The 15,083-nt window shown below is 44.2% G+C and carries 11 protein-coding genes; all 11 read left to right on the forward strand.

Annotated elements, in window-relative coordinates; translation table 11 throughout:
- The first annotated feature begins 1 nt into the window (after window position 1).
- The 11 genes from D1093_RS03440 to D1093_RS09910 are packed head-to-tail and all read left to right on the forward strand — an operon-like array spanning window position 2 to window position 15,080.
- Window positions 2–1,459 (forward strand): hypothetical protein, encoded by a 1,458-nt coding sequence (locus tag D1093_RS03440; protein ID WP_120100684.1) that lies wholly within the window; start codon window positions 2–4, stop codon window positions 1,457–1,459.
- Window positions 1,459–1,884 carry a hypothetical protein gene (locus tag D1093_RS03445; RefSeq protein WP_120100686.1) on the forward strand — a complete coding sequence of 142 codons (426 nt, stop codon included), beginning with the start codon at window positions 1,459–1,461 and terminating at the stop codon, window positions 1,882–1,884. The genes D1093_RS03440 and D1093_RS03445 overlap by 1 nt, the downstream gene beginning before the upstream one ends.
- 1 nt (window position 1,885) lies before the next feature.
- Window positions 1,886–2,809 (forward strand): hypothetical protein, encoded by a 924-nt coding sequence (locus D1093_RS03450; RefSeq protein WP_120100687.1) that lies wholly within the window; start codon window positions 1,886–1,888, stop codon window positions 2,807–2,809.
- Window positions 2,810–2,848: 39 nt separating this feature from the next.
- Window positions 2,849–4,279, forward strand: a complete 1,431-nt coding sequence (locus tag D1093_RS03455; RefSeq protein ID WP_120100689.1) for a hypothetical protein — start codon at window positions 2,849–2,851, stop codon at window positions 4,277–4,279.
- Window positions 4,276–6,474, forward strand: a complete 2,199-nt coding sequence (locus D1093_RS03460) for a hypothetical protein (RefSeq protein ID WP_120100691.1) — start codon at window positions 4,276–4,278, stop codon at window positions 6,472–6,474. Before D1093_RS03455 ends, D1093_RS03460 begins: the two co-directional genes overlap by 4 nt.
- Window positions 6,475–6,491: 17 nt before the next feature.
- Entirely contained in the window at window positions 6,492–7,139 is a 648-nt protein-coding gene (locus tag D1093_RS03465) for a transglycosylase SLT domain-containing protein (RefSeq protein ID WP_120100692.1), read from the forward strand.
- A 12-nt stretch (window positions 7,140–7,151) separates the two neighbouring features.
- Complete coding sequence (locus D1093_RS03470; protein WP_120100694.1) at window positions 7,152–8,153, forward strand: phage tail protein; 1,002 nt, start codon at window positions 7,152–7,154, stop codon at window positions 8,151–8,153.
- Between the two features lie 8 nt (window positions 8,154–8,161).
- Window positions 8,162–9,175, forward strand: coding sequence for a tail fiber protein (locus D1093_RS03475; RefSeq protein ID WP_120100696.1), 1,014 nt, complete (start codon window positions 8,162–8,164; stop codon window positions 9,173–9,175).
- 7 nt (window positions 9,176–9,182) lie between these two features.
- Window positions 9,183–10,316, forward strand: a complete 1,134-nt coding sequence (locus D1093_RS03480; protein WP_120100697.1) for a phage tail protein — start codon at window positions 9,183–9,185, stop codon at window positions 10,314–10,316.
- 9 nt (window positions 10,317–10,325) lie between these two features.
- Entirely contained in the window at window positions 10,326–10,559 is a 234-nt protein-coding gene (locus D1093_RS03485; protein ID WP_120100699.1) for a hypothetical protein, read from the forward strand.
- A gap of 21 nt (window positions 10,560–10,580) precedes the next feature.
- Window positions 10,581–15,080: an alanine-zipper protein gene (locus tag D1093_RS09910; protein WP_167309084.1), complete on the forward strand. Its 4,500-nt coding sequence runs from the start codon at window positions 10,581–10,583 to the stop codon at window positions 15,078–15,080.
- Window positions 15,081–15,083 lie beyond the last annotated feature (3 nt).

Below are 15,083 nucleotides of genomic sequence, written 5' to 3' on the forward strand. Positions count from 1 at the left end.
AATGGTTTATTTTCCAATCGCTGATTATCGCCCCGATGTTTCGGTCGTCAATGGCAGCTTTACGGATACACTTGTGAATGTTTTACCGGCAGATGGAGGCTATATTCCTATGCCTAGCGCAATGGTAGTATCGGCTCCTTTGGGAGAAAAGCCTTTGGGGTGTATAGCGTTTCGAAGTGGTAATGGGGTTAAGATTATCGTAGGAGGAGCCAAAAAGCTTTATAGTTATGATAGTCAAACGCAGGGTTGGAAAGACATAAGCCAAAGCGGTGTGACCTATCAGGCAAATGAGGATAATCAATGGTCATTTGCCTTGTTTGGTCAGAGAGTTATTGCGGTCAATAAAAATGATAAACCGCAAGTCTTTCATACCCATAGTTCCGAACGATTTGAAGAATTAGGAGGCAATCCACCGAAAGCCGGATTGGTGAAGGTTTGGGGACCTTTTGTTTGTTTGATGCAATTGACAGATCATCCCAATCGCATTCATTGGTCTGGTTTGGAAGATGCAACCCATTGGACAGTTAAGCAGAAAGATTGTGATTTTCAAGATTTTCCAGATGGAGAATACGTTCAAGGGGCAACGGAATCGAGCAATCCACTCATTTTTATGCGTTCTGCGATTTATGCAGGAACTTTTGTTCCGGGTTCTAAAATTGTATTTGCTTTTCAAAAGATCCAAGATAAGCGCGGAGCGCGCAGTGCAGCTTCTATAGCTTGTCGAGGCAGTGATGCTTTTTTTGCTGGTGATGGTGGCTTTTATCAGATGAGTGCTGATGGTCAACTTTTGCCAATAGGCTTTGAGAAAGTTGATAGAACGGTTTTTAAAACCTTTGATAAATTTGCTCTTGATAATATGCAAGGAGTGATAGACCCCGTTGATAATCGGATTTACTGGTCTTTAAAGAGAGGTAATAACGAGCAAACGACCTTTGTTTATGATTGGGGCTTGCAGAAATGGTCGACGATACAGGGAAAGCCTTTCACATTGTTTCCCGTATTTACGACAGGTTATACTTTAGAACAGTTAGATGAGATCTCGATCAATCTTGAGTCCTTGCCTGCTTCTTTAGACAGCCCCCGTTGGCAAAGTGGCGCACCCATGCTTGGTGCTTTTGATGAAAACAATTGTCTTGTTATGTTTACGGGCGCACCGATGGAGGCAACGGTTGTTTCGCAAGAGATGGGGGCACCGGATGGAAGTTTTAACTTTATCACAAAAATGTTTGCCGAAGTTGATACGACGCAAGGTCTTTTAAGTATCGGAGAACGTCGTCTTCGCAATCATCAGACGCCGATCACATGGCACAAGGAGAGAGAATGTTCCTATGCTACGGGTGCTTATCACGGACGTTCGCGCAATCGTTATCACCGCTTTAAATTACGCATTCCTAAAAATGAACCTTGGACGGCAATTACGGGGTTTGATGTTGATTTACGTCCTTTAGGCAGAGGGTAATGGCAAAAGTCTATTTGACCACGTCTTGGGATATGGAGCGTATAGCGCCTTATCTGGAAGACATCATTGCATCCTTTAGAGCATATGTGGAACGTTTTAAACATGAAATCACGTTGCAAGATCTTATTGAAGCGATTTGCAGTGGCAAGAAACAGTTATGGCTTGTTTTGGACGATGACGCGCGCTTTTTAGCGGCGGTTACAACACAGATACAGCAGACAGTTTTAGGAAAGAAGCGCGCACTGATTTGTGAATGTAGTGGGAAGGGTGTTCTTGATCAAGTTGACAATTTGACATTTGTAGAGGATTGGGCGCGTGAGAATGGCGCTTTCGAGATAGAGATTTTAGGACGCTTAGGTTGGAAGCGCGCATTAAACAAACAAGGTTATGGCATAACGATGCTTTATTATAGGAAGGAATTATAACATGGGGAGCAAAACACCAGCAACGACAGAACAGAAGCAGGTGCAGACAAGTGCACCTCCTTCTTGGATGGCAGATGTATTTAAGCGTGGTGGCAGGGATGCGTATAATCTATATAATATAGGGGCGGGTGGTAATGTTTATGGGGGACCTCGTGTAGCCCCATTAAGTGATCAAACGCGCTATGGAATTGGTGGTCTTGGCAGCATACCTCAGCATTATCAAAACCGTTCTTTGATGAATACGGTCTACAATCCAACGTCGGCAGCCAATAATCTTGGAAGCATGGCTTCGGGTGCTATGGTTGGACAGAATCCCGCTTTTAATGCCGCCTTACAAAATAGCTTAGACCGTGTAAGAGATACGATTAACAGCTCTTTTGCCGGTGCAGGTCGTTATGGCTCCGGTGCACATACAGGGGTATTGGCAAATGAACTTGGTGCTTTGTCGACAAGTGCGACAGCGAACCAATATAATCAAGATGTTCAGAATATGATGCAAGCCAATGCCATGATAGACCAAGCCAATCAAAATCAATTGGGAGCCTCCAATAACTTCTTACAAGGTTATGGGAATGCCTATTCCAATGCCATACAGGGGGGAGGTGTACTTGATGCCCACAATCAGAGAGTTGTTGATGCCAATCGTGAACGTTGGATGGAACAAGACAATAGCGGCTGGAATAGGTTGAATATGCTTATGAACGCCGGTCATGGTTTTGCAAGAAATTACGGTACGACAACGAATAATATGTCAGGCTCTAAGATGCAAGGTAATAGCCCGTGGAAAAATGCAGGAGTTATAGGTTCTCTGGCACTTCAGGCAGCCCCTATGGCTTTTGGTTACATGGCAGGTGGTCCAATGGGAGCAGCTTTAGCAGCAGGAGCCCCCTATGCTTTTTTAAAGTACATGAATGAGAAACAATAGCTGTATAATCATTAAAGAATAGTTTTGTAGGAGAATGTGATGGCATTTCCATTATTATTTCCATTATTATTTACAGGTTCTATGGCAGCGAGAGCTGCGCCTCATATTTTTAGATATATTGCTCCCAAAGCGGTTACAGGGGCGAACAGGTTGGGACAATTAATAACAAAGAGCCCCGTGGGAAAATTCGTAACAAAGTACCCAAAAACCGCTGCATTTACTGTTGGGGGATCAGCCATCGAAGGTCTGATGATGCCAGAGACAGCACATACACCATCTAACCCCTATTTACAGTTGCCACAAAAACAATTCCCTCCTTATACGGCTCCTGGAGCAGAGATGCCTCTTGGAGTTGATCAACATCCACCTTTGCTAAATGCACTGGAGGAAGCCCCAGAAGATCTTAAACCTAAAGTTGATGTCCCCCAAGCACAGCCATTAGCGCCTGCTTCTCAAACACCTCCTCGTGAACCGACAGATGCAGAGAAATTTTTACAGTCTAATACTTATAAGTTTTTTCAATCAGATGCATATCAGAAGCTTCAAGATCTTTTTGCAGGTATGGCAGCATCTTCATCAGACGGTTCAGGATGGGATGCGCTTGCAAGTGGTGTGAAGCGTCTTAATGAAGGCGATAAACAAAGAGGACAGGTTAATCAGACCGTCGAGTATCTAAAGTCCAAAGGGTACAGTGAAGAAGAAGCGCGGGTTATGGCACGCAACCCCCAAATGCTTAGTGCTTTGCTAACAGGTGGTAAGGCCCCAGAAGGCTTTCAATCGTATACCAATCCAGAGACAGGTGAACTTGAATATAGACCGGTTAAGGGGTCTATGCAGGAACTTGAATATAAGCAGAAGCTACAAGCACAGAAAGAATGGGAGGGTAGAAGGATAAAAAATATGTTCACCACCAAGCAGCAGTTGAGAGCTGGTTTAAATGATCTGAAAGCTGCTTTTGAACTCATTCATGAAGGTAAATCTAACGCGTTTGTGCGGTGGCTCACGCAAGGAGTTGGAGGAGGTGAAGGGTACAGATTAAAAAAATTATTGGAGGGCATTAGAGGAAGTGTTCTAAAGACGGTATTTGAGAACCTAAAATCAATGAGTTCTAGCGGAACAGTAGGAGCTGGTGCTATATCAGATTTTGAAAGTAAAGCGCTATCATCAATGTTTGGTTCTTTGGATGTTGGGCGTAATAAAAAGGAATTAGAGAATACTTTCGAAATAATTAAAACAGCATTTGATTTTTTCAATAGGCATAATGATCTTCAACTGTACAATGCATTAACAGGTCAACCTATAGATACCCCCCAAGAAATCTCTGAAAAATATTTTGTAGATTCACCGATGTCACAAGGAGGTAGTGCAAGCTTGCCAATTATAAGCAGCAGAGAAGAGCTAGATCGTTATCCTCCTGGAACAATAGTTAATTATAATGGTCATCCAGTATATAAGGGAGCAAAAAGATGATAAACAATAAACGTTATCGACCAGGAGATCGAATTCTTGAACTTGGTGATGATGTTTACGTAGCCGATTATCCTCTTAATCCCAGCAATTCAGGTAAACGTTATCGACCAGGAGATCGAGTTCTTGAACTTGGTGATGATGTTTATGTAGCCGACTATCCTTTATATAATAATTCTTATGAGGAAGAAGCAGAACATCCCGAAATCACGCAAAGTGAAGCTTTTTTGAACTCTTTAAAGCATGGTTTGAGTTTTAATTTAGATGATGAGATTGCAGGGCTCACAGCGGCAGGACGTGATTCTGATGATGATTTGGCAATATTGGCTTTTTTGAAGGGGTTTGGAAAATATTGGTTCTCTAGAGATAAGCAAGCCAGAGAGAAATATGAGAAAGAAGCCAATAGAATACGTGATTATTATCGTAGGATGAATGATCAACATTATTGGACTTCTTTTGCCGGAAATGCTTTAGGGGCGGCAATTCCTTCACTTGCAACTTTAGGGACAGGAGCGTTAGCCTCAGGAGCACGCTTTGTAGCGCCTAGACTCACAAATAGTCTTGCAGGGTCAAAGTTAGGTCAATTGTTCTTAAAAGCAGGTCAGTTACCACCAAGTCGATTTGCAAGTCCTTTTTTAGGCATCACGCATAAAACAACGTTGCCTCATTTACTTAAAGTAGGTGCAGCATCTGGTGCATTACACGGTGCAGGAGAAGGGGAAGGGCTTGGGAATACACTTACAAGTACAGCAACTGGTGCAGGTTTAGGAGCGGCAGGGACAGCCGTTGGAAGTGCTTTAGGTCATTTGGCTGGTTCTACTGTTGGTGGAATAGGAAGACTTTTTTCTCCTTCTCATAAGGAAGGTGTTGCAACAGATACGTTAAGAGCAATCAGTAAACATTTAGGCAATGAAGCTTCTGAAGATCTAGGAAAATCTTTTAAGAATGCGGTCTCTACCGATTATGTAGCTGATCATAGTCCTTTTTTACAAGATCTTGTTTTTGATATCGCGAAAAGAAACCAAGGAGCTTATCTTGATTTGACTAAAAGAGCTGGGCAGAGAGCGCTGGGAGGAGGGGAGCGTATTCATCAGGCAGCAGATGAACACTTTGTTCCTCGTCAAAATGTCACAGGTTTAAAAGATGATCTTATCGCGAGTAGAGAAGCAGAATCACATACTCTTTACGAAATAGCCAAGAAAACGCCGATAGGAGAAAAATATTATGGTGCTCTTAATGAATTAATGAAGCGTCCATACTTCAAACAAGCTTATGATGAAGGACTAAAGCGGTTTATTACGGATGGCAACAACGTTAGTCCGTTTTCTTCTCAAAAATTTAGTCTCCTTAAGGAGAAACCAAACATGGGGGCTCTTCATAAGACTAAGGAGGTTGTCGATTTAATGATAAGGACGGAAAAGAAACAAGGAGATAATAGCCAAGTTCGTAGTTTAGTAGGCATTCAGAAAAAGTTATTAGAGCTTATGGATGATATCTCGTCTGAATATAAGAAGGGACGGGCATTATATCATCAATATAGTTCAGATGTAGATGCTATGGATGAAGGTTCCAAAATTCTTAGAAAGTCAGTTAATAAGGATAAATTCAGTAAAACTTTTGATGAATTATCAGAGGGAGAACAAGAATACTTTAAAAAGGGATCAAGAGCAAAACTTTTACAAGGTATGGGGCAAGCAGGAGATCAAGTTTCCAAGGCAAAGGAGATTTTTGGTACGAATGATCTGTATGAACGATTTGCAAAGATTTATGGAGCAGATAAAGCTTCTGCTGTTAAGAAGGTTGTTGATAGAGAAGCTAATTATGCAGATATTTATAACAGAATACCAAATCGTATAGCAGATAAAGATATATCTTTTACCCATAATGTCAGTATACCAACGAGTACCCGTGATGCCGCCTTTCAAACAGGAAGAGCAGCGGTGAAAGCCTCTTGGATTCCTTTCAAACAAGCAGCATCTAGAGAGCGTCAACGGATTGAAAAAGATGTTGTCAAATTGTTAACAGGGGGGACACAGATTCCGAATGATAAAATTGCAAAGCTCATTCAAGATATGATTAAAGCGCAAGAAAAGGGATACGCTACAAAAGAATGGGTGAAAAAACTATCTGCTGCTTTGTTTGGAGGTGGAGGGAAAGCCTTAACAGAGGAATTGAATGTACTGAGTGCATTTGAATAAGGGAAGAGATTTAAGCTATGCCTCGTTATAATCCTTCAGTCGATCAAGCAATCCGTCAAGCAGCAGCGCGATATGGTTTGCCCGAAAGCTATTTATACCGTGTTGCGCAAGTTGAAAGTGGCGGCAATCCCAATGCAAGGAATCCACGTTCATCTGCGGGTGGGTTGTACCAATTTATAGACAGCACCGCCAAACAATATGGTTTGCAAGACCGTTTTGACCCCATGCAGGCAGCCGATGCCATGGGGCGGTTGACCCTTGATAATCGCAATCATTTAAGCCGTGTATTGGGAAGAGCGCCTACTGATGCGGAATTGTATTTAGCCCATCAACAAGGGGCAGGTGGAGCCGCACGTCTTTTGCAAAATCCCCATGCCAATGCAGCGCAAATTGTTGGCAGCAATGCGGTTGGTTTGAATGGTGGCAACAGCGGCATGCGTGCAAGTGATTTTGTTAACCGTGTGTTACAGATGTACGGAGGGCAGCCTTATAGGGCAAGTCCTATAGCAAGGGGGGGCTTTGGCAATAGAGCCAACTTGTTAGAGGTTTTGAGGGCATTATTAGCATCACAAGAAGAAACTTTAGAAGAAGAGAGTGATGAAGATGATAATCTTTTGATGACGCCATTCATGCGGGCATTTTACGGACCATTTTACCGAAATTAGGATTCATGAGAGATGTCAACGATTTATGATTGGTCGCTTAGAGCGGCGGATAATACGCGTTGTGATGCTTCAATTGATTGGTCAGAGGGACAGCATCCTAGCAGTGTAAACAAGAGCGCCCGTGTGATGATGCAACGCGTAAAGGAATATTTATCCGATACGGGTGGAGCGCTTGAAGGCATTGTTACCAATGACCATGTTCAACAAACGAGCACGATACGTCTTCAAAGCCAATCGCAATTTTTAGAGTATAAGAATGGGATTGTTTTGCGCTTTATGGCAACGGGCAGGAATGTTGGGGCAAGCACGATGTTCCTTAATGCTTTAGATGGCAAGCCGGTTTATAAAGCAACAGAATTAGGGGTTGGTCCTTTATTGGGAGGGGAACTCCAAGAAGGGTGTGTTTATACAGTGGTGTCTTGTGAAGATTATTGGCATCTTGTTAATCCTACCCCTATGCCAAGAGAAGAAGAAAGCAGTCTTTATCCTACTGGATTTATAGGCACGTTTGGTATGCGTGATGTTCCAAAAGATTGGTTAATTTGCGATGGGAAGGCTTATTTGCGTCGTGACTATCGCGATTTATTTGAGACGATAGGAACGGTTTGGGGAGAAGGAGATAGTGTAACGACATTTAATGTTCCGGATTTTCGAGGAATGTTTTTACGGGGAGTTGATGGTGGCAGTAATCGAGACCCCAATCGTCGATTTGGAAGTATTCAGACAGATTTAATCCAGTCTCACCAACATGAAGGTCAAGCCCTTTCGATGCCTCATTTTACCAGCAACGAAAACTTTTGGGATGGGAATACGACGGAGGTATTAGGTTATCGTCTAGGCTTGTTTGGAGGAGGGGCTCTAGCAAATTTTATGGGCATAGAGCGTGATAATTTAGGGAGTCACGTTGCAACCCCCTATTCCTTTGATGAGACTCAAGAAGTTATTTTGGAAAGCACTGGAGAAGGCGAAACGCGTCCAGTCAATGTGAGTGTTCTGTTTGCGATTAAGACATGAGGTTTAAGATGTCGACGATTTATGATTGGTCTTTGAGAGCCTCTGAGAATGCGTATTGTGATGGGTTGATTAATTGGTCAGAGGGACAGCGCCCTAGTAGCGTGAATAATAGTGCTCGTTTTATGATGCAAAGGGTGCGTGAGTATTTATCGGATACGAGTGGTGTGATTGAAAGCACGTTTACGGTTGATGCTGAACAGCAGACAACGTTGATAAGACTTCAAAGCCAATCGCGTTTTTTGAAATATAAGAATGGGATATCGCTTTGTTTTAAAGCGAAGAGCAAGAATGTAGGGGCGACCACGATTGCTTTGAATGATTTATCCGCCAAGCCCGTTTACAAGGCGACGGAATTAGGCATCAGTCCTTTATCGGGAGGGGAATTTCAAAAGGGGTGCATTTATAGCTTGGTCTATAGAGCAGATGCTTGGCATGTCTTAAATCCTACGCCGGTTTCTTTACCACCAGAGCCGATTCTCCCCGTTTATCCTGCAGGGACGATAGGGATTTTTGGGATGCAAGTTTTGCCGGAGGGCTGGTTATTATGTGATGGCAAGGCTTATTTGCGCAGTGATTATCCTGCACTTTATGAAGCGATATGGATCAGGTGGGGGGGCAGTGATAGTGTTACCCATTTTAATGTTCCCGATTTGCGTGGTGTTTTTTTGCGTGGCGTTGATGATGACCGCGAGATAGACCGTTTTCGTTATTTGGGGACTTTACAGAAAGACGCGATAAGAAAGCATGAACATGGGGGTCACACCGTTACGATTTTTAATGATGAAAATGAGGAAGAGAGTTGGTATGGTGATATGACGATCATCTGGGGTTATGCACTTAATGACCAGCAAAGGTTAAAGCTAGCCGAACGTTTGGGGGTGAGAGCAGAGGATATACGGGTTCGTCATTCGCTAGCTTTTCCTCATACACACCTTCATATGCGTGATGTTGCGTTGGCAAGTTCCGGTGTCAGTGAGACACGTCCGATTAATATGAGTGTTGTGTTTGCGATCAAGACGTGAGGTTAAGATGTCGACGATTTATGATTGGTCTTTAAGCGCCTCCGAGAATGGTGGTGCGGATAATCTGATTAATTGGTCAGAAGGACAACATCCGAACACGGTTAATAATAGTGCGCGTTTTATGATGCAAAGGATACGTGAACATTTATTTGATACGGGTGGAATGCTTGAAGGGATTGTTACGGTTGATGATAAACAAAAGACAAGTGCGATACGACTTCAAAGTCCCTCTCATTTTTTAGAGTATAAGAATGGGATATCGCTTTGTTTTAAAGCAAAGGGTAAGAATGTAGGGGCGACCACGATTGCTTTGAATAATTTAGCCGGCAAGCCCGTTTACAAGGCAACAGATACTGGTTTATTAGCTTTAACGGGAGGCGAAATTCAAGATGGCAGTCTTTATACCGTTATTTACGATGAAGATATAACCGGTTGGCAAATTCTCAATCCCACAAGAGAGAAAGTTTCTTCTTTAAAACGCCTACCGTCTGGTTTTATCGGTCCTTTTGCAATGGAACGCTTGCCGGAAGGCTGGTTAGTCTGTGATGGGCGTGCTTATTTGCGAAGCAGTTATAGAGCGTTGTTTGAGGCGATAGGAACGACGTGGGGTCAAGGGGATGGTGCTACGACGTTTAATGTTCCTGATTTTCGAGGGATGTTTTTAAGGGGCATGGACTATGAACGCAATTTAGACCCTTGGCGTTCTTTTGCAAGTCAACAAGGCTGCTCTTTGAAAGCCCATGAACATTTTATTGGTCCAGAGTCTTCAGGTGATCATTCTTCTCGAAAAAGACGGGATGTTTCTTCTTCTCAAGCGCCCTTGAGAAGGCGCAAGAGAGCTATAGACGAAGAGTGTTTAGGCTTGGATGGGGATGCCTTGGCAAGCTGTAATAAAGAATTTGACCAAATAGCAGGAAGTCCACAGGTAGAGGCTCCCTTTTGGTTTACCGATAAAGATAAGCCGCCCCGCTTGCCTTGGTTTATCCGGAGCCCCTTTGCGAACTTTTTATATTATTCGACGCCGATCAAAGAGGGCGTCCATGACAGAGCGCATCATGAACATCACCTTATGGCAGAGAGTGTTGGTGGCGTTGAGACGCGCCCGGTTAATGTAAGTATCGTTTATGGGATCAAGACATGAGGAGTTGAAATGTCATTAAAACCGTTTGCCATATCAGAGCTTAGCGACCCGTCTCAAGTACGGGTTGTTTTGTATTCGGGAGGAGGCTTGGTGCACGCCCCTCTTCATGGTGTTTTTGATTTACTGAAAACAGCTTTGAAAAGCGAGCTTGATGGTTCGCTGAAAGATTTAGAGCAGCGCTTAGAGTCTTTAAAAGAAGAGTTTGAAGACTTGAAAGAGTGTTCATTGGATGAAGCCCTCTGAAAGATGTAAGGAGGAAAGCAGATGAAGATACCCGATCATAGTCATGAATATTTGATACCGGTAGCAACACAAGAGGAAATCAGAGAAGGGATATCGCAAGATAGTGTTGTTGTTCCGAAGCTTTTAGGAACGGCATCTTTGTATTCGTATGAAACCTTTGCGCCGTTAGAACAGGTTGTCAATGCAAGGCAAGAGTCTGAAAAAGCCATGGCACGTGCAAATGGAGCGCAACAGGTTGCCGAAGAAGCGAAGAGGGTGTCGGAGCAAGCGCTTAGCGAAGTTACAAAAACGGGTGAAGCGGTTACAGCAGCAACGACAACGGCTAGTCTTGCGAAAGAGACAGCGGATACAGCGAAGGGCTTAGCAGAAGAAGCCAAGAATGCTTCTGATGCTGCGAAGCACATGGCAGAAGAGACAAAAGCAGCAGTCGATAGAGCCTCAGGGGAAATCAATAGTACGAAAGGTTCATTGGCTACGGCATTACAACGTTTTGAAGAGGTTAAGCAGGTAAGTGAGAATGCCGTTAATATCTCGACCGAAGCCAAGAGGTTAGCTGATGAATCGAAGACCATTGCAACCCGTGCAGAACAAACAGCAAGAGAAGCTTCACAAACAGCAACAGAGACGACGCAAGTATCCGCGACGGCGGTAGCAACGTGTCATGAAGTTAAGACTGTAGCCATGCAAGCCAGTCTTAAGGCGGCTGGCGCCAAACAGACAGCTGATGATGCCAAGGATATGGCGGAAAAGGCAAAAGGGTTATCGGAACGGGCGACATCTTCTATTACAGAACTTACAAAAACAACGTCACAAGTACAAGCGGCAGTAGAGACAGCATTAACGGATTTAAGGGACGCCAAGCAGATAGCAGAGGCATCTAAGACACTCTCGGGAGAATCCAAACAGATAGCCGATGACGCCTTGAGAGCGTCGAAAGATGCCAAATCACAATCAGAGACAGCGGTAAGGATGTCGGAAGAGGCAAAGAATGCTTGTGATGAAGTTAAAGCCTCCGTTGCATCAGTTGAGAAAGTTGCAGAAACGGTGAAAACAGGTGTGGAACAAGCTTCGCAAACGGCATCTGAGGCGAAGGGTTTGGCGGAGGAAGTGAAAAGCGCCGTTGATAAGGCGACAGCCAAAGTAGAGCAAGCTGTAAGAGAGGCTAGCGATGCGCAATCTAAAGCGGACAGCTTAGAGAGATTAGCGAATGAAGCCAACCAAACAGCGCGCTCTTCGAAGAGCGTCTCAGAAGAAGCAAAAGGTTTAGCAGAAACCGCGAAAAGTACAGCAGATAGAGCAACATTGACAGCCACGCAGGCACAACAAGAGGCGTCTGAAGCGTCTAGAATAGCCAACGAAGCGAAGGTCACAGCAGAGCAAGCATTGCAAGCGGATAGACAAGCGGTCCGTGAAGGTGGGGAAGCCAGCAAAAGTTTAGCAGAAGCGGTTCAGAAGAAGTCAGAGGAAGCCGAGAGAGTTGCGCAAGACAGTAAGAGAGTTTGTGAAGAAGCCAAGCAGCTAGCAACAGAAGCCAAAAATGCCTCCACCAATGCGCTTACAGAAGCGCGTGATGCGAAAGAGAAAGCGTCTACAGCGCTAACCTCAGTGAATGATGTAAAGAATCTTTGTGAAGAAGTTAAAGGATTAGCAGAAAAAGCGAGTACGGCATCTACAGAGGCGCAAAAGACATCAGACCAAGCTTTAAGAGAAGCAACCGCTGCGAAAACAACGGCGGATATGGCGTCTAGCACAGCCAATAATGCGAAGGGGAGTGCTGAGAAAGCTAAAACATTATCAGAAGAGGCAAAGAAACTTGTTCAGGACAATAAGAATGCTTTTGATGAATCGAATAAAACCCTTGAAGCAGTTAAAGGATTAGCGGAAACGGCATTATCAACCGCCAATGAAGCCAAGCAGAAGGGGGAGGAGATAAGCCAACAAAGCTCAGAAGCATTAATGAAGTCTGGTGAAGCCAAGAACTTAGCAGAGGAAGCGAAAAATTCTGCGGATAGTGCGCAGACAAAATCAGAGCAAGCGCACCAGAGTGCAACCGAAGCAACGCGAATAGCTTCTGAAGCCAAAGCAGCGGCAGAGGCAGCAGCGCGTTCAGGAGAGAGGTCAGGGCAGGTTGATGCAGAGGCGTTGAAGGGTATAGCTACAGCAGCAAAGAGTAAAGCGGAAGCAGCAGAGAAGGTAGCAGAAGAAACGAAAGGTGCTTTGGATGGTGTCAAACAAGTAGCCAATAGTGCGAAGTCTATAGCCGAAGAGGCAAAGAAGGTAGCTGATGGTGCACAAAAGAAGGCATCACAGGTAGAGACAGTAGCGGGTGAAGCTGAAAAGATAGCAAAAGAAGCCAAACAGACAGCTGGTTATGCTAACCATGAGGCGGCACAAGCGCGCAGTGAGGTAGAAAAGGCAAAAAGTACAGCTCATGAGGGATGGAGTAATGCCAATAAAGCGCAGGAAGTAGCAAGTGACGCTAAGACTATAGCAAGTTTAGCACGGACATATGCAGACGAAGCCAAGAAGATAGCGGAAAATTCAGGCAACACAGCTCATCAAGGGTGGAGTACAGCTAACAACGCGAAGGAAGTAGCCGATAACGCTAAGGCTATAGCAAGTTTAGCGCGGACATATGCAGACGAAGCCAAGAAAAAAGCGGAAGTAGCAGATTCACAATCCTATCAAGCCAAGGGTGAAGTAGACAAAGCCAAGGAAATAGCTGGTAATGCAAAATATATAGCCGAACAAGCACAGAAAGCCGCAGAAACAGCGGGTAAAAAAGCAGATTCTTTAGAAACAGAAGCGCGAGAAGCACAAAAAATAGCTAATGAAGCCAAGGAAAAAGCAGGCTACGCTGAACATGATGCGCGACAAGCCCGTAGTGAGGCAGAATCAGCAAAAAATATAGCTTATAATGCTAGTAGTACAGCTTACAACGCGAAGGAAGTGGCAGATAATGCTAGGACTACAGCAAGCTTAGCGGAAATGGCAGGTGAAGAAGCCAAGAAGATAGCGGAGAAAGCCGATAACCGCGCGTATGAAGCTAAAGGTGAAGTAGGGAAAGCCCAGGAATTAGCGGAGAGTGCGAAGTCCATAGCCCAATCTGCGGAGAGAGCGGCTGAAGAAGCTAAGAAAACAGCCAATACAGCATGGTCAAAGGCAGATGAGGCGAATGATGCGGTAAAGGCTATAAAAGATACAGCAGGTTATGCAAAACATGAAGCAGGACAGGCGCGGTCAATAGCAGAAAATGCAGAGAAAATAGCCTCGTCTGCGGTGAGTAGGGTTATCGATATCAATCAAGTGGTTGAGAATTTTAAAGCCCCCGTAAGTTTAGCGCGGACATATGCAGACGAAGCCAAGAAAAAAGCCGAAGCAGCAGATTCAAAAGCTTATCAAGCCAAGAGCGAAGCTGATAAAGCCAAGGAAACCGCCGATAGAGCGAAAAGAACAGCCGAAGAAGCCAAAACAACCGCCGATACAATGAAGAAAGAGCTTAGTGGTATCAAGAGTTCTCTGGAAACAGCGACAACAGCTCATACAGTAGCCACACAAGCAAAAAATCTCGCAGAAAAGATAAACACTTTTCTAAAACAGTCTCATTTAACGGTTTTATCAATTTCCACCCCTTTTCTTGTTGCGACAGGCAAAACGCAATTAACCGTGAAAAAAGGAACCTATTTAACTTTGCCACGAACTCATGATATTTTGGTTGTAAGTTATACGGTAGATGCCAGAATAAGCATGCCGTCTCTTTCTGCGGGCAAGGATTATTATCTTTATTTGGTACCGGAGGGAGATTCTCATAAAATTGTTGTATCAGAAAACTCTACGTATCCAAACGGTTACAGCGTTAATAATTCGCGCAAGATAGGAGGGTTTCATACGCTTTGTGCGGATGTTGGTACGATTTCTGGTCACCCCTTGTCTGGTTATAGGGCAGGGGATATTTTACCCAATTCAGTTTGGTGTTTAAATCACCGCCCTTATAGTTCACCAGAGGGAATGGTCTACGACCCCTCTACAGATCTTTGGGTTGATATTTATCTCCAGTCAGGGACGGGTGAAAATACCCGCTCTGCGTATAATGTTCCGATCACAACGGGTCGTATCTATACAGACCATGTAGCAGATATGTTGCGTGTCAAGAAAACGTTACTAAGTGATGTGGAATTTGCATCTGCGATGTCTGGAAGTAATGACAAAACAAGTATTACGGGCAAGAAGGCACCCTCTCCTAAGACTTCAGGAGGTCACGTTGATACAGCCAATCGTCGTATGATCTCGCATATCGGTTGTGAGGAAGGTTGTGGTTATGTTTGGCAGTTTTTATCGGGCACGTTTCCTATGCAAATAACGAATAGGGGGCAGGCTAGGCTAGAAATGAGATGGTTATCAGGAGGAGGAGGGTGGAGCCATGGTGTAGATAGCGGATGTTTTGCACGCTCCACCATATCTTCTGCTAGAGGTAATGAACAATTATGTGCGCGTGGTTGTAGCCGTCCGCGTCATTTTTGAGGA

Source organism: Bartonella kosoyi, assembly GCF_003606325.2.
GTDB classification, from domain to species: domain Bacteria; phylum Pseudomonadota; class Alphaproteobacteria; order Rhizobiales; family Rhizobiaceae; genus Bartonella; species Bartonella kosoyi.